Origin of the sequence: Rhodococcus sp. SGAir0479 (genome assembly GCF_005484805.1) — a bacterium.
In the GTDB taxonomy this organism is placed as follows: Bacteria; Actinomycetota; Actinomycetes; order Mycobacteriales; family Mycobacteriaceae; genus Prescottella.
Map to the genome: position 1 here is coordinate 2,366,496 of NZ_CP039432.1, position 15,224 is coordinate 2,381,719.

A 15,224-nucleotide genomic window follows, 5' to 3' on the forward strand; every position below is an offset into this window, starting at 1 on the left:
CGAAGGGCCCCCACCGCGCCAGTGGATCTGGCGCAGTGGGGGCTGTTTTCTACGGGGGCGTGTCGGTCGCAAAGCCTTCTGGCTGGGGTGGTTCCGGTGTGATGACGATCGGTTCGATGGGTTCGGAGGTGATAGCGAATCCGGATGCCGAGACGAGGGCGCCGGAGGTGTCGTGCCCTTCGAGACGCATCCATGACTGTTCAGGGTCGTACGTGGCGGTAAGGGTGATCCCGTCCAGGCCGGGGACGGTGAACGTAGTCATAGGTCTCTCGCTTTCCATTCGTTTATGCCGACGGACGGGCTGTGGTACTGGGTGAACACGAGTGCGCGGCACGTGTTGGAGGTCTCGAACGCGGCGTACCGGAAGCCCGCGCCCCGACTCGACTCGCCGCCGGTGTCGGTCCACTCCAGAACTGGTGCGTCGTTGACGTAGGCGACGTACGTCGACCCGTTGACACCATCGGTGACCCTCAACTCGACGATGTCGCCCGCCACCCACGCGTGATCCGTCGAATTCATCGTCTTGCCCGCCGGGTTGGCGTCGGTATATGCCCGGATCTCGATGACTCCCCACCAGATCCCGACCGTGACTGCGCGGCTCATGGACCCGTTCGAACGGACCGCTACCTGGGCCCGCGGATTCTCCGCCCACTCGATGTTGGTGCGGTCGAACGCGGTGATCTTCACCGCCGCTCCCTGCGAGTCCGTGGCCAGGCGGGAGGCATACACGCCACACGAGGAGTCAGTACGGATGGTGTTTGAGGAACCGACGATCTGCTTGCACCGTGCGATCCCGGACATGATGTTCATGCCGGCGCCGTACACCGACCAGTTCGTTCCGAGGACCGAAGCGTCGGCCCGGTCGAACAGGTCGATGAAGGTGACCTTCACGATCCCGACCGTCTGGCCGAGACACAGCCATGGCACCCACGTCGAGTTCGTGTCGAGCTGGCCCGGTATGAGCGAACTGGGTGCCACGGCCTGCCCGGACCTGGTCATCCCGAGCCGGGACGGATACACGCCGGGCATCGCGGCGATCGCAGCAGTCTGTTTGCCGACCAGGTTCCGCGGCGTGGTCCCCGCCCCGGTCTGGTGGACGACGACCGCGAACCAGTCGCCCTTCTTCGCTGGGATGTCATATCCGATCTCGATACGGACATCGGCGGCTCCGCCGCCGAACGTCCCCTCCTGGGGAGGGCTCGACCACTGCAGCGTGAGTTCGCCGTTCGGCCGGCCGCTGGGGTTCTTCCCCATCTTGTAGACGTGCACTGTGAACATCGCAGGGCTGTTCACGACCTGGTCTGCGATCACGAGTCCCACGGTGTTGTAGACCCGGTCCCGTGTGGCGTTGATGTAGCCGATGTCGAGGCGGTTGAGCGCGGTGGTGTACACCGGTTGCGCCCAGACCAGTGCGCCACCGCTGATCGTCGGCACCGGCACCATCTCCGACCGCGGGAATACAGCGTCCTCGACCGGGTTCAGTGTCACCCACCCGGGGACGTCGGTAGGCACCTGCTCGGGGTTGACCTTCGTGCCGATCTTCAGATCCGCTTCTGCGAGGCGATCCGAGACATCGATGTTCACCTTCTCCTGGGCCGCTGCCGCCTCCGCTGCCAACCTCGCGTCCTCTTGCGCGGTCATCACGACCGGCGCGGTCTCGATCTTTCCACCGACCTCGGTGTCCATCGACTTGCCGGCGTCGCGCAGGAACGGCGAGTCGAATGAGATACCCTCCGGCGGATCGAACTCCCGGCCGGAGTACCCGATGTGCGGTGCAATCGGATCGAAGAACTCGGTCGTCATTCGTTCACCGGCATCAGCCGCACGCGCAGGAACGCGCGCTCCTTGCGGGTGTAGAACCGGCACGGTGTGGCGCCGCCTTCCACGCGGGATGCGATGACGTACAGCACGGCCTGCGTGTTGGCTGGCACCACGGCGCCACCGCCGGGTGCGGCGGTCACGTCGGCGGCGGGGATGGCGTGGCGCGTCGTCCACGCGTCGAGGGGCTCGCTGGCGGACGCGCCCGCGCCGCGTGCGACCAGCTGCCCGGTCACTGCGTTCAGGCGCACCTCGAGGTCGAAGCGCTGACCGGACGCCGACTGCGTCATGAACTCGCAGAACGCAGTGGCGTCCGGCTGCCACGCGAACGGCTGCGGGGGGACGGTCAGCGACGCGATCTGCTGCATCGTGCCGTTCCACTTCACGCCCGAATCGACCGACAGCCAGTCCGCCTCGGTGCCGACCTTGGTGTAGGTGCCGGGCGAGAGGGCAAGCTTCTTCGCGCCGACGCGGTCCGGTGCCGACTTGTACAGCACCGTTCCGACGTCGGCCGCCGCGATGTTGTCCGCGTCGGAGGCGGTCATGATCGTCGCGGGCGGGCCCGGGACGGTGGAGGCGTCACCCTTCGGGCCCGGCTTGGCGACGATGTTCAGCCGGTACGCGGCGTCGCCGACCTTGTCGAGGGAGAACCCCCACTCGGGCCCCTCGGTGATGGTGCCGGGGGTGAGGGTGATCGCGGGCCCGGCGGGGCCGACCTGGATGTAGTTGGGCTTGCGGGCGAGGTTGGTGCCGTTCCAGAACCAGGCGTCCGCGGAGTCGGTGACCGACCACCACTTGCCGATGTCGGCCGGTCCCAGCGTCTGTGGTGACGGCAGTGCGCCGATGTTCGGGACCTCGCTCATGTAGCGGGCGGGCGGCCCGGGCTCACCGTCCTTGCCCGGGTCGCCCTTGTACGCGAGCGCGTCGATGTCGAGGTTTCCGCCTTCGAGTTCGAGGACGCCGCGGCCGGTCGACCGGATGTCCCACGAGTCACGAAGCCGGATCCGCAGCGTCGCCGGTACCTCAAAGTTGAATCCTGGCTCCATCTTTCACCTTCTCAGTTTGTTGCGTTCTCGACGGCGGTCCGCGTGGCGTTCACACCCGCGATCGTCGTCGCCAGCTGCCGGCGGGTTTCACCGAGCGCGCTGATGATGATCTGCATGTCGGCGTCGTGCTGTTTGCGCATCGCTGCGATCTCGTGGGAGTGCTGCTCTCGCATCGCCGCGATCTCCTCCGAGTGCTGCTCCCGCATCGCGGCGATCTCCTCCGAGTGCCGCTCGTCGGCCCGCCGGCGCTCGAGTCGGGACGCTTCGAGTTGCTCCTTCACGAGTTCGAGTTCGCCGACGACCTCGGCGTAGGCGCGGGTGTCGCGGCCGGTTACCCATCGCCAGGCCGGGACGACGGTCTGGGCGGCGTACCGCTTCGCGGCCGCGGCGAGGACGAGCAGGATCAGGACGACGAAACCGGCGATGGTGAGTGGGTGGTTCATAGCGGGCTCGGGGATCTCGACGCCGCTAGGCAGCTCCTGCGCTTCCACCGATCACTCCTTGCGTTCGGCGGCGTAACGCTCGATCTCGGTGATCTGGCGCTCGGTGATGCCGTTCGGGGTGTTCTTCACCCCGACGGTGGTGAGTGCGGCGATCGCGACGAGGACCCCGACGACGATCTGGTTCGGTAGGCCCATACCGGACGCGATGATCGTCCACACGATCGACACCACAAGGCCCATGAGCGATGTCGCGGTGTTCGAGAACTTCCGGTACCAGGGCTGCGATTCGAGGACGGGGCGCAGCAGGTCGCCGATCAGCTGAGGGTTCATCACTTGGCTCCGATCTCGTCGAGGATTGCTTGCGCGCGGCGCTTCGATTCGTTGACGAGCTCGGGGTAGCCGAACCCGTCTGTGTTCCCGACGATCCCGTCGCGGGCGACCCGGCGGACGAGGTCGACGTACTCCGGGATTCCCTTGCGTGCCTGGTCCTCGACGAACCGTTCGTGTTCGCGGGCGTCGATGTTGGAGAGGAACGCGGCGAGGCGGTGCTTCGCCTCGTCGGAGTCCCGGTAGATCGAACGGGACGGGAACAGCTTCCCGAGTTCGTCGTCAGCGACGGACATGAGTGCCTCCTGCAGGTTGGGGACGCCCGCGAACAGGGCGTCGAGTTCGAGGGTGGTGCCGCGGAACGCGTTGACGTCGACCGTCTGGCCGGCCACACGTCCGCGTTCGGAGAACTGCAGCAACTGCACCGGTGCTGCGCCGGGGTGGAAGGGCTCCCAACCCTTGTAGCCGTTGCCCGGGTACAGGTTCGACGCGTAGCCGGTGCCGGCGACGTAGTCGCTGTTCCAGACGCCCACGGGGAGGCCGGACAGGTTCGGCGCCCCCATGTGGTCGCGCCAGTACCAGCGCGGGATGTACACCGGGAGTAGGCGGACACCGCGCTCCCGGTATGCGCTGATCCGGGCGAGCAGGTCGTCGAGGCTGCCCCGGTTCTCGTCGTCCTCGTAGTCGATCTGCAGCGGGAAGTCGGTGCCGCCGGCATGGTCGAGGTAGGTGTCGGCCTCACGCTGCGGATCGGTGTCGACCCGGCAGAAGGCGTATCCGCCGAACCGTCCCGTGAAGTGCTTGCGCATCTCCTCGCGGGCCCGCGGCCAGAACGGGTCGCGCCAGGTTCCCTCGGTGACCTTGTGGGTGGCCCACGTGAAGCCTTCGGCACGGGCAGCGGCGAAGTCGAAGTTCTTCTGGTGGTTGGAGACATCGATGCCGTACTGAACCGGTGGCAGCAACGTCCCGCCGCCGGCGAACGGGTAGGGGTCCTCGGCGCCAGTGAGGAGCGCGGCGGGGTCGAGGCGGTCCGGCCCGGGTGGCACCCATACGAAGCGGTGCCACTCGAGGTGCAGGTGCGGGTCGACGCCGCCGTTCGAGCTGCGGTCGGGGTTGATCGAGGCGATGCGTTGGCCGGCCTCCACCCGCTGTCCGAGTTCGACCTCCGGGATGACATGTCCGTAGACGGTGGTGCCGCCGCCGTCGGCGGTCGGGTGGTCGAGGACCACCCAGCGGCCGAACCCGTCGGCTGGACCGGCCATGATGACGGTGCCGCCCTGGACGGCGTAGACGGGCAGCCCCCCGGAGCCGCCCACCCGGCCGAAGTCGGTGCCGTAGTGGAACTCGGCGCCGCGCCGTCCGAACTGCGAGGTGATGATGCGGCCGCGTTCGAGCGGCCAGAACTTCGGAGCCATATCGGTCCTCGAATCCTGTTGTGTGCAGGTGCTATTGAATGGCCATCGTGATCGCGTTGAACTGGGCGATGAGCCGCTTGACGCGTTCGGCGTTCTTCTGGGTCGGTGACTTGTCGGGTTCGTCGTCGCCGATGTAGGTGGTCGCGATGACCGACGTCTCTCGGTCGTCGGCGGCCTCGATCGCCTCGACGCGGTCGTAGAAGGTGCGTAGTTCGCCGCCGCCGACGCGGTCTTCCCAGCCGACGAGGTGCGCGATGTCGTAGTCGCGGAACGCGCCCCACGGCGACCAGTCGAGAACCTCGATCTTTGCGCGGCGCTTGCCGGCGTTGTCGAACAGCGTCTGCTTGGCGACCTGGCGACCGGACCACGTGTAGGCGGCCGGGCCGCCGTTGCCGAGCGCCTCCGGGAGCGCGAACGGCCCGAGCTGGGCCTTGAGCCGGTAGTCCGTTGCGGCCATGAACGCGAAGAACAGGTTGTCGAGGACGCCCTTCAGTGCCGACGCGAGCCCGGGGATGATCAGGCCGGCGAAGGAGAGCAGCGCGGAGATGCCGGACTCGACGCCGATCTGCACCAGCTTGTTCAGCCACGACGGCGACTTGCCGCCGACGACCGCCCGGTACGCCTTCGGGGCGGTCACCTCGACAGTGGCGTCGATGATGCCGTCCGAGTCCTCCGACCACACCACCGACGGCAACTCCTGCTGCCGCATGATCTTGCCGATCTTGTCGGCCAGACCGGGCAGGTAGCCGCCGACCAAATCGTCGATCCCGTCGGCGATGGCCTCCGCGATGGTGTTGACGATGCTGTCGAGCATCGTGCCCGTCTTGAGCACGCCGCCCTTCTTCGGGCGGTCGACGACGTCGACGATAATCTGCGACTCGGTCAGCGTGATCTTGTCGGGCATCGGCTGCGGGTCGCGTCCCTTGATCCAGTAGCGGGGCCGCACGTGGAGGGTCGAGTCCTTCAGCCATTCCTCGAACAGCTGACCGAGCGGCACCATCCTGGCCTGCATCATCGAGAACTCGGACGTGTCGCGCAGCGCGTTGTACGGCAGGACCGTGATCGGGCACTGCCCGGTGCGGAACTTCAGGCGCCAGACGTTCCGCTCGATGTAGTAGCGGATCCCCGAGGCGAGGGGACCGTGCCACAGGTCCTGCGGGATGATCTGTGCCTCTTCGATGCCCGGGATGGGCATCGGGTAGGCCATCATCGCGTAGAACCACACCCAGTTGTCGACGAGGGTGACGGTGATGGTCTTGTTGCCCTTCACCCCACGCGAGATCGCCTTGTCGACGCGGCCATCCCAGTTCTTCCCGTTGTAGGTGACACGGACCGGGATCACAGTGGTGTCGCACGACATGAACAGCTCGGCGAACTCGGAGTCGCCAGCGACGACGAGCTGCGCGACGCCGACGCCGCGGCGCACCCACTTCGCGCGCGCGGACTCGTAGTCCCCCACCATGCCGAGTGGGGCGAGCTTCGGACTGAACACCTCGACCTCGAACTCGGCCGCCTGCCCCTGTGGGGGCTTCTCCTCGAGGAGCTCGGCCCACATCTGTGCGGACCAGGTGTCGAGCGGTGACGCGGCGTCGGGGTCGATCGCCGGGATGGTCGGTGCGGTCACCGGGGCCTCCTCGACTTCGGTCGGATGGTGCACACCGCCGACGAGGCGGCGTTACCGGCGATCACGGTGAGTTTCTTCAGCGAGAACCAGGTGCGCCCCGGCACCGCGTTGCGGAACCGCTGCGCGCCCATGTCCCCGTACAAGTTCGGGCGCATGTTCGACTTCGCTAGCCGCTTCGACGGATCGGTGTGGAAGAGCGCGACCTCCCCGGCCTTGAGCATCGGCGTCGTGACGACGGTGTCACCGTCCGGGATCCGGAAGATGCCGGGTCCCTTGACGACCCACTCCGGGTACGCCTTGCGGTCGCCGGAGTTGTAGATCTTCAGCCGTTCGGTGGATTGGCCGTTGCTCCACTCGCGGGTTTCTTCGATGCCCGACCAGTACGAGTTCCCGGAGATCACCGGGACCAGGTAGGGGACGAACCTGTCGAACGCCGGGTCCATCTTGTCCGCGATCCGCGGCTGGTCGGCGAGCCGGATGTCGATGTACCGGAGCCCGAACGTCTTCGTGTACACCTGCAGCTGAGATTCGAAGATGTAGTCGATGTCCGACCAGAACCCGTCGTTGACGACCTGGAACGGCCGGCCGAACGCCTCGTGCACGTAGACCGGGAGGAAGAACTCCCGCGGGTCCATCACCGCGCCGAGCCAGCGGGCGCCGTCGCCGCGGGCGGACTTGAACCACTGATGGATGCCCTTGGGCTCTTGGTAGTCCGCCCAGCCGGGCGCGAGGACTGCACCGCAGTCCCGGCGCCCGACCAGGTGGTGTTCGGACAGGTACCACGCCCGCTCCGGCAGACCTTGCGCCGCGCCGGGGCCGACGAGGACCACGTTCGCGGTGTCGTCCGGAAAGAAGGTCACATCCACACTCCTGCCGTTTCGAACTGCTCGATCTGTCTTGCCTTGTGAATGCCGGTCGCAACCGCGTTCGAGTCGTATCCGTTCGGCAGCTGGAACACGTACTGCCTGGCATCGTCGAAGGTGTCGGCGGGCTGTGGCGCCGCGGCGGCGGGCTGGTCCATCGACGAGCGCATGATGGCGCGGAACGACTGGAACATCTCCCGCGTTGCTTCCATCTCGACCGTCTCCCGCGGGTTCAGCACGAACTCGCGCTGCCGGGAGAGGTTGAGCCCGAGGTCGCCGGGTTCGAGTGCGCCACCGTTGTCGTAGACCTTCACCCCGAGTGACTGCAGGAACGCCTTCGCCCAGTCCGGCACGAACGCCGCTGCCTGCCCTTCCGGGCCGACGAGGTCGGTGATCCACGACGGCAGCTGCACGGCCGGCTGGGTGCCGTCCGCGCCGAAGCCGTCGGGGGCGGCTTTCGCGACCGCCAGTCCGGCGTTGATGAGCGGTCCGAGGTCGTCGGAGGCGCCGTAGTAGCCGAGGACGTCGGAGACGTTCGACGACACGAACTCCTTCGCCACCTCGCCGAACAACTCGGACCATGTCGACGGAAGCCCGGAGGGCCGCTCGAGATCGGCCTTCCGGTTGTTCGCGCGCATGAGCGCGATGTCGGCTTCCTGCATCTCGCCCGGGGTTCGGTCCGGTTTCGCGTAGACCTCGTCGCGTTCCCGCGATGCGCGGTCGACCGCGAGTTGCGCTTCGAGTCGGTCGAGCTGTTCGTTCGACATCGACTTTCCGAGTGCCGGCGCCGGTGGTGCCGGCGCCTCGCCACGCAACGCGGCTGCCTTTTCCCGTTCGAGATCCTCGACCCGGATCTCCGCCTGCCGCAGCTGGATCCGGTCGTCCTCGTAGTCGCGCGGTGTGCGCTTGTCGTCCTTCTTCGGGTTCAGGTCGTCACGAGCCTTGTCCACCGCAATCCGTGCACGCTGCAGATCGAGCTCGTCCTTCTCCGTCCACTCCTTCTTCTTGTCCGACGAGACGCTGTACCCGAGCACGACGGCCTGCGGCTGCCCCACCGGGCCGTTCACTGCCCAGTGGACGTGGTCGCGGTGCTCGGCCATCGTGCCCGCCCCGTAGAAGCCCATCCCGTCGCCGACGTACGCGCCGTTCTTGATGTTGCGGTCGAACGGCGAGTGGATCAGCTCGAGCGTCTGGGACAGGTAGTTGTCGGCGATGAACGCGGCCAGCGCCCGCATCTCCGGGGTGGAGTCGTAGCCGTTGGAGAAGTCCGCGGCATGCCCGGTCGAGTGGTGACCGTTGTCGGTGAACCGCAGCCCCGACGACATCTGCATGCCCGGGAACCGGGACTGCACCACCGCGGTCATCGAATCGACGATCTCGCCGCCGTTCGCGTACCCGCGGACCAGGCCCGCCTGCAGCGCGGCACGGAACCGGTACACACCCGCCTGCCCGCCGAGCCGGTCGACGTCGTCCGTGGTGAGCATGTGCTCACCCGGCATCGCGAGGATCGGCACCGAATCCTTCCCCCGGATGCCGCCGCTGATCTCACCGCCGAGCGCCTTCGGCTGTCCCGGTAGCGGCAGAGCCGACGGGATGTTCGATGCCACGGCCGCAGGGATCGGGTTCGGGTTGAGCACGCGCAGCGTGACATTCGCGAAGTAGTTGCCGCTCGTGACCGCGTTGATTTTCGACGTCGCCGGGTCGGTGTTGGCGTCGACGACGACCGTCTTGCCGGGCAGCTCCTTGTCGATCACGGCCTGCAGGTCCGCCAACGTCTGCTCGTTCGGAGCGGACAGCCTGACGATGCCCGGCTTGCCGTCCACGTTCTCGACGCTGATCTTGACCTCGTCGAGCTTCGCGAGCGTTTCTTTCGTGAGAGCGGTGGTCGGGATCTCGATGCCCTCGGCGTTCCGGTCGAGCAGTCCCTTGACGACGACCAGTTCCTGCTTGACGGAGTCCGCACCCTTGAGGGAGGCAACGATCTCGAAGTTCTTCGGGAGCAGACCCGCTTCCTCGGACATCTTCCGGATCTCGCCCACAGAGAGCCCGGTCGCGGTCGCGAGCTGTTGGAACGCCTCCTCGTTCTTCTGCCAGATCGGCGCCATATCGGCACCGGACGCGGCGGCCTGGATCGTCGCGTCCTTGATGTCGTTGAGCTTCGTCAGCAAACGATCGCCGTTGGTGGTGGTCGTGTTGACCGAGCCGTCGGCGTTCTTCAGTGCCTGCCCGAACCCGAGCGAGGCATCCCACACGTCGCGGGTTGCCTCGGCAGTTTCCCGGATCTGCCGGTTGTAGGCCTGCATCGCGGCGCCGACGTCGATCGGCTTCCCCGACAGGATGTCGAGCGCCGTCTTGAGTGCGTTCGTCCGGTCAGCAGCCGACGACGCGTCGTCGGCCAGGGTCTTCACGGCCTCCGACAGACCGAAGAACCCGGGGGTGGTGTTCTGTGCGACGTCGCGGGTCTCGAGGATCCGCTGACGGACCTCGTTCAGCTTGTCGGCGGCGGCACCGCCGCCGTCCCCCATGCCGCGCAGCTTCTGTTCGATGTCCGACCACTTGGCGTTGTCGAGCATGGCCTGCGCGACCTGCTGGTCGGTCATCCCCAGATCTTGGATCGCCTGCGCTGCCTGGCGGTTCGCCAGACCGATCCGGTCCTTCTCCTGCGAGATGTCGTCGGAGGAGCCGCGCCAGAACATGACGACGTCGCCGATCATGTCCTTCGTGACGTCGGTCCACCGCGCGTCGTTCGCGGCCGCGGCGTCGAACTGTTTCGCGAGCGAGGACACCTGGCTCGTCACGTTAGCGATCGCGAGGTCGTCGAACTTGCCCTTCGACCGCGCGAGGATGTCGCCGAGCTCGGACTGCGAGACCGCGATCTGCCGGACAGCGTCGTCGTACTGCTTCGTCAGCGCCTTCGCCTCGCTGACCGACGCCATCCACGCAGTGAGTCCGATCCCGGCAGCGGCGAGACCGGCCGCCCACGGGCCACCGAACGCCGAGACCACACCGCCGAGCGCCGAACCGAGCCCGCGCACGCCGGCCACCGCGGTGCCGGCGAACGCGCCGCCGAGCCGAACAGCCTCACCGGTGGCGGCCCGCAGGCTCCCGGTCAGCGGTCCGGACGCCGCCGCGAGTGCGACCTGCCGCGTCGCGAAGTCGGCCGCGGGCCCCGCGACGGACCGGTATGCGGCCCCCATGCTCGCGATCGCCGGCACCCGCGTTTCGAGGACCGCGATCGAGGACGTCAGTCGGCCGACCTGCTCCCCCGACATCGCGGCGAGGGACTGCTGCACGCGCAGCTCGTCGTTGAATCCGCGCAGGCTCGCCACGCCCCGGCCGCCGAGGTCGGACAGGAACCCGCCGAGCCCGGTGACCTTGAACGCCACCGCCGCGACCGCGGCCGCCTGTAGCGCGGGGTCGAGTTCCATGAACTCCGAGGCCGCCTTCGCCGCAACCGATCCCGCCGTTTCGATACCACTGATGATCGTCGGGGTGACGTCGGTGATCTTGTCGGCCGCGCCGCGGGCGAGCGACTCGAGCGGCCCGTCGACGAGGTCGTACAGGCGCAGCGAGAGATCCTCGGCCGCGTTCTGCACCGACCCGATCGCTCCGGGCAGGCCCTGCGTCTTCGCAGCGGCAACCTCCGCGGCCGCACCCTGCCGGCTGATGGCCTCGCGCATCGAGTCGTAGCCAGTCACGCCCTGCTCGGCCGCGATACCGGCCAGCCGCATCGCGTCCGACCCGAACAGCGTGGCCGTCGCCGCCTGGTACTGCTCGTCGGTCATCCGCTCGGACGCCGTCTTTAGTTGCGCGAACAGCTCGCGCATGCCGACGAACTTGCCCTGCGCGTTGTAGATCGTGAGCCCGAGGTCTTCGATCGCTGCCTGCGCGGGCTTGCCCTGATCAGTCAGAGACAGCAGCGCCGTCTTGAGTAGCGTGCCCGCGTCGCTGCCGGTGATGCCGGCGTTCGCGAACAGACCGATCGTGGCGGCCGTGTCCTCGAGGGAGACACCGAACTGATTGGTTACGGTGCCCGCCTGCGCAAGCCCGTACGCGACGTCGGTGATCTCCGCCGACGACGCGTTCGCCGCGTTCGCCAGGACGTCGGCCGCGGTCGCCGCGTAACTCGCGTCCAGACCGTACGCCTGCAGCGCCTGCGACTGGATGGTCGCCGCCTGCGCGGCATCGACGCCGGCGGCCGCGGCGAGCTGCAGGGTGCCCTTCGCCGCACTCATCGCCTGATCGACCGAGAACCCGCCCTTCGCGAGCTCGGTCATGGCCAGGGCCGCGTCCGACGCCGACGTGTTCGGCAACTCGATGTCGTTGCCGAGCTGCTTCGCGCGTTCGCTCACGATGGCCATCTGCGCGGCCGACGCCTGCGAGACCGCGGCCATCTCGTTCAGCGACGTCGTGTATTCGTTGCCGAGCTTGATGACCTGCTTGCCTGCGCTGACGAGCGCTGCGCCACCCAGGGCGAGCCCCAGCGTTCCGGCGAGACGCTTCGCCATCCCGAGAGCGGGCTGCATCCCGGACTGCAGCTGCGCGGGGATGCTCCCCGTTTCGAGTCCGACCTCGATGTCGATCCGACCACCGGCCACGGGGACCCCCACTCTGTAGTTACTGACCAGCCCGTTCGAGGGCTGCCTCGTACGCGAGGAACGCACCTGCGTTCACGCGTTCGCGGCCGTTCACCGTCGTGGTGGCGGCCGGTTGCGCCGGCTGCGCGAACTTCGCGCGCAGCTCGGTCGCTTGCTTCTGTCGGATCTGCGCGATGTCGTCGCGCCGCAACGCGATCGGCTCCAGGACCGGCACCGGCGGCGGTTTGATCCCCCGGCGGCGCCGGTCGTCGGCCGCGGCCTTGACCGCGGGGTCTTCCGGATCGGTGGTTCGGTCGATGTACTCGCCGTTGAGGAAGAAGTCGAACCGGTCGAGGAGCATCGCGGTGTTCTCCGAGTCCCGGAACTCGCGTTCGTTCTGGGCCGCGACGTCCTCGAGTAGCGCGACCGCGTCCCGCCACGGCTCCGTCCGGAGCAGCTCCCGCAGACCGAGCCTGTGATGCCTGCGCAGACCAGCAAGGGCCGCGCCCCAACCATCCTCGGAGAGAAGGGAGGCTAGGACGCGAGGAATTCCCCCTGCGCGTTGAACAGGCCGGTGCGGCGCATGATCCCCCGCACGAGCCGGTTCGAGACGTTCGCGGGCCGTTCTCCGATCTCGTCCCACAGCAGCGCGGGGTCACCCTCCGCGAGCATGAACGCCAGCTGCGCGACCATCCACTCGTTGTAGGCCCGGTTGATCTCCGCGCGATGTAGCTCGTCCGCGGCTTTCCGATCCGCCGGGTCCATCTCGCGGTACTCCTCCGGACTGATCGGATGCTCCGGAGCGACGAACAGCAGTCGCGCCGACAGCTCGAGCACCTCCTCGCCGGTGTACCGGGTCCGGGCCGCGTACTGGCGTCCGTTGTACGTGAACGGCACCGGGGCGCCGCCGTCCGTCGCGAGGTCGTCGAGCAGGTCGGTGATCGTGGTCGCGTCAGTGCCTGGCATGGCAGTTCCTTTCAGAGGGGTGTTAGAAACGCCGCAGCCCCGTCGGTGAGGACGGGGCTGCGGAGGTATGTGGTTGCGGCGGCGATTAGGCAGCGCCGCCGAGGTATGCGGCGAGGACGTAGTTGCCGTGCCGGTCGAGGTTGCCGCGCGCACGGTCGTACCGTGACGTCATCCGGGGGTCGGAGTGGCGGGCCATGATCTGCACGTCACGCAGTGGCACACCAGCGTCGAGCGCGCTAGTGACGAACCCGTGCCGCAGCAGGTGCGGATGCACGTTGCGGGTGATGCCGGCCTTCTTCGCCAGCCGCGCCACCACGCGGGAGGCGCTGCGGCGGGTCATGCGGGTGCCGTCGCGGCGCAGCAGCAGCGGACCCGACGTCCGGTCGCCGGCCGCGCGGTCGAGCGAGCGGGACACCGGCACCGGCAGCGGGATCGTCACCGGCTTGCCGCCCTTGCCGACGAGCTGCAGGACGCGGTGGCCGCGTTCGGTTCCCTGGAAGTCGCCGATGTCGACGTTGCAGGCCTCCGATACGCGGAGGCCGAGGAGCGCGAGCATCGTGATCAGCGCATCGTCGGTCGGCGTCGAGGCCCGGGCCGCGGACACCAGCGCCGACAGTTCGGATCGGGAGAGCCCGATCATGCGGGACTCGTCGAAGTACACCTTCGGCATCCGCACGTACTCAGCGGGATTGCGTTCGATCACGCCGTCGTGGTGCATGGTGCGGTAGAGCATCCGCAGGCACGAGAGGCGGCGGTGCACCGTCGCGGACGCGTTGCCGCGCTCGTGCTCGAGGTAGCGGGCGAACAGCTCCAGGTGCGGGCGCTGGGCCTGCATCGGGTCGAGGCAGACGCGCTCGCACCACTGGACATAGGTGCGCAGGTCGGTCTGATAGGCGGAGAAGGTCTGGCCGCTGTAGCGCGCGAGGAACCCCGCCACAGCGAGGTCGAACGGGCTGAATACGGCGGGAGTTTCGGTGCTGCGGGCAGACGGCAGCAAGGTATGGTCGAGCACGGTCATCACTCCAGGCACATGGTGTGGTGGCAAGGCCCCGAGCCGGTGTTGGTAGCACCGATCGGGGCCGTCCTCGTTTTCGAGGTCCACCATCCAAAGTACCGAAAACCGACCATCCGTCGACTTGCCCTGATCAGGCGGCGACCGTCAGCAGTGTTACCTGCCGCCGGTGCCGTCTTTGAACAGGTCCGAAGCGATGATGTACGCGATACCGAGCACCTCGACCACGGTGGCACTGATCCACGCGATCATCACTCCATCGGAGATGTGCCCCCACTCCGAACCCATATAGAGCACGAAAATCCCGAAGTTCAGCATCAGTGCGAAGGGGACAATCCACATCGTCCACGTGAGCAGCTGATCTCGGTGGTCGTTGTCCTGTCGCGCGCGGTCGACCTGCGCCTGGAGAAGATGCTCCGCAGCGCCGGGCGGCACCTCATTGTTGGGTAGCTCTTGCGCTTTGAGCGCATCTATCTCGGCGTTGTCGAAGTCCCCAGTGTCGACTTCGCCGTATGAGCTCACCGACTCGCAGGTGCGACGAGCGCGATGCCTAGGCGCCGCAGCCGCACTTCCATGGCGGGAACGGACACGCCGAAGTGGCCGGCCATGCGGATCAGCGTCATGCCTTCCGCTTCCAGTCGGCGCACTTCGTCTGCCGGCATGAGGAGGTTGGCCGCGAACTCGTTGGCGTAGAACTCGTGGATGTCCGTCTTCGAGGTACGGCGATCGACGAAGGCGAAACCTTCCCGCAGATCTCCCGCAGACTGCGTCCGCTCGACGAAGTGTCCTAACTCGTGGGCGCAGGTGAAACGCTGCCGCGGCCAGGTGTCGCTCGCCTCGACGAAAATCTCAGGCTGCGTACGCAGCCGGGCGATGATCATGCCGGAGGTGTCGGGATCCAAGCTCCGAAGGGAGGCGCGAATGCCCATCTTCTCGGCGATCGCGAAGGGGTCAACAGGGAAGGGCTGGCCCTTCCAGTGCGTGGCCAGCGCATCTTCTGCAGCTTCCCGTGCCGCATCTTTGATGAGCATGCCCTCCCCTTTCACTAACAGGCAATACACATGTTTATCCACAGGCGAACCTGGTGTATTCCCCAAACCTTAGCGGAGCAAGGTGCTGCAGCCTAACCTCCT

The 15,224-nt window shown here is 67.4% G+C and carries 14 protein-coding genes; all 14 read right to left on the reverse strand.

Annotated features, from left to right (window positions below; all coding sequences use genetic code 11):
- Positions 1-49: 49 nt before the first annotated feature.
- The 14 genes from E7742_RS11055 to E7742_RS11125 all read right to left on the reverse strand — a co-directional run bounded on the left by E7742_RS11055 (position 50) and on the right by E7742_RS11125 (position 15,122).
- Positions 50-262: a hypothetical protein gene (locus tag E7742_RS11055; RefSeq protein WP_137798996.1), complete on the reverse strand. Its 213-nt coding sequence runs from the start codon at positions 260-262 to the stop codon at positions 50-52.
- Positions 259-1,803 carry a hypothetical protein gene (locus E7742_RS11060; RefSeq protein WP_137798997.1) on the reverse strand — a complete coding sequence of 515 codons (1,545 nt, stop codon included), beginning with the start codon at positions 1,801-1,803 and terminating at the stop codon, positions 259-261. Before E7742_RS11060 ends, E7742_RS11055 begins: the two co-directional genes overlap by 4 nt.
- Positions 1,800-2,864, reverse strand: a complete 1,065-nt coding sequence (locus tag E7742_RS11065) for a hypothetical protein (RefSeq protein ID WP_137798998.1) — start codon at positions 2,862-2,864, stop codon at positions 1,800-1,802. The genes E7742_RS11060 and E7742_RS11065 overlap by 4 nt, the downstream gene beginning before the upstream one ends.
- Before the next feature lie 11 nt (positions 2,865-2,875).
- Positions 2,876-3,355 (reverse strand): hypothetical protein, encoded by a 480-nt coding sequence (locus E7742_RS11070; protein ID WP_137798999.1) that lies wholly within the window; start codon positions 3,353-3,355, stop codon positions 2,876-2,878.
- A gap of 3 nt (positions 3,356-3,358) precedes the next feature.
- Complete coding sequence (locus tag E7742_RS11075; protein ID WP_137799000.1) at positions 3,359-3,637, reverse strand: hypothetical protein; 279 nt, start codon at positions 3,635-3,637, stop codon at positions 3,359-3,361.
- Entirely contained in the window at positions 3,637-5,049 is a 1,413-nt protein-coding gene (locus E7742_RS11080; protein ID WP_254699240.1) for a peptidoglycan DD-metalloendopeptidase family protein, read from the reverse strand. Before E7742_RS11080 ends, E7742_RS11075 begins: the two co-directional genes overlap by 1 nt.
- Positions 5,050-5,080: 31 nt before the next feature.
- Positions 5,081-6,673 carry a Gp37-like protein gene (locus E7742_RS11090; protein ID WP_137799001.1) on the reverse strand — a complete coding sequence of 531 codons (1,593 nt, stop codon included), beginning with the start codon at positions 6,671-6,673 and terminating at the stop codon, positions 5,081-5,083.
- Positions 6,670-7,533 carry a hypothetical protein gene (locus E7742_RS11095; protein ID WP_137799002.1) on the reverse strand — a complete coding sequence of 288 codons (864 nt, stop codon included), beginning with the start codon at positions 7,531-7,533 and terminating at the stop codon, positions 6,670-6,672. Before E7742_RS11095 ends, E7742_RS11090 begins: the two co-directional genes overlap by 4 nt.
- Positions 7,530-12,134 carry a phage tail tape measure protein gene (locus E7742_RS23360; RefSeq protein ID WP_254699241.1) on the reverse strand — a complete coding sequence of 1,535 codons (4,605 nt, stop codon included), beginning with the start codon at positions 12,132-12,134 and terminating at the stop codon, positions 7,530-7,532. The genes E7742_RS11095 and E7742_RS23360 overlap by 4 nt, the downstream gene beginning before the upstream one ends.
- A 19-nt stretch (positions 12,135-12,153) precedes the next feature.
- Positions 12,154-12,474 (reverse strand): hypothetical protein, encoded by a 321-nt coding sequence (locus E7742_RS11105; RefSeq protein WP_137799003.1) that lies wholly within the window; start codon positions 12,472-12,474, stop codon positions 12,154-12,156.
- A gap of 173 nt (positions 12,475-12,647) precedes the next feature.
- The gene (locus E7742_RS11110; RefSeq protein ID WP_137799004.1) at positions 12,648-13,079 is read right to left on the reverse strand and encodes a hypothetical protein; all 432 of its coding nucleotides are present in this window, start codon (positions 13,077-13,079) and stop codon (positions 12,648-12,650) included.
- Positions 13,080-13,164: 85 nt separating this feature from the next.
- Positions 13,165-14,091 (reverse strand): tyrosine-type recombinase/integrase, encoded by a 927-nt coding sequence (locus tag E7742_RS11115; RefSeq protein ID WP_217497532.1) that lies wholly within the window; start codon positions 14,089-14,091, stop codon positions 13,165-13,167.
- A 156-nt stretch (positions 14,092-14,247) separates the two neighbouring features.
- The gene (locus E7742_RS11120) at positions 14,248-14,613 is read right to left on the reverse strand and encodes a hypothetical protein (protein ID WP_137799006.1); all 366 of its coding nucleotides are present in this window, start codon (positions 14,611-14,613) and stop codon (positions 14,248-14,250) included.
- Positions 14,610-15,122, reverse strand: a complete 513-nt coding sequence (locus tag E7742_RS11125) for an ImmA/IrrE family metallo-endopeptidase (protein ID WP_137799007.1) — start codon at positions 15,120-15,122, stop codon at positions 14,610-14,612. The genes E7742_RS11120 and E7742_RS11125 overlap by 4 nt, the downstream gene beginning before the upstream one ends.
- Positions 15,123-15,224: the final 102 nt, after the last annotated feature.

Coding starts and splice junctions, on each gene's coding strand:
- E7742_RS11060 (WP_137798997.1), bottom strand. CDS start 1,803: ATGACGACCGAGTTCTTCGATCCGATTGCACCGCACATCGGGTACTCC.
- E7742_RS11105 (WP_137799003.1), bottom strand. CDS start 12,474: ATGCTCCTCGACCGGTTCGACTTCTTCCTCAACGGCGAGTACATCGAC.
- E7742_RS11065 (WP_137798998.1), bottom strand. CDS start 2,864: ATGGAGCCAGGATTCAACTTTGAGGTACCGGCGACGCTGCGGATCCGG.
- E7742_RS11080 (WP_254699240.1), bottom strand. CDS start 5,049: ATGGCTCCGAAGTTCTGGCCGCTCGAACGCGGCCGCATCATCACCTCG.
- E7742_RS11055 (WP_137798996.1), bottom strand. CDS start 262: ATGACTACGTTCACCGTCCCCGGCCTGGACGGGATCACCCTTACCGCC.
- E7742_RS11075 (WP_137799000.1), bottom strand. CDS start 3,637: ATGAACCCTCAGCTGATCGGCGACCTGCTGCGCCCCGTCCTCGAATCG.
- E7742_RS11110 (WP_137799004.1), bottom strand. CDS start 13,079: ATGCCAGGCACTGACGCGACCACGATCACCGACCTGCTCGACGACCTC.
- E7742_RS11125 (WP_137799007.1), bottom strand. CDS start 15,122: ATGCTCATCAAAGATGCGGCACGGGAAGCTGCAGAAGATGCGCTGGCC.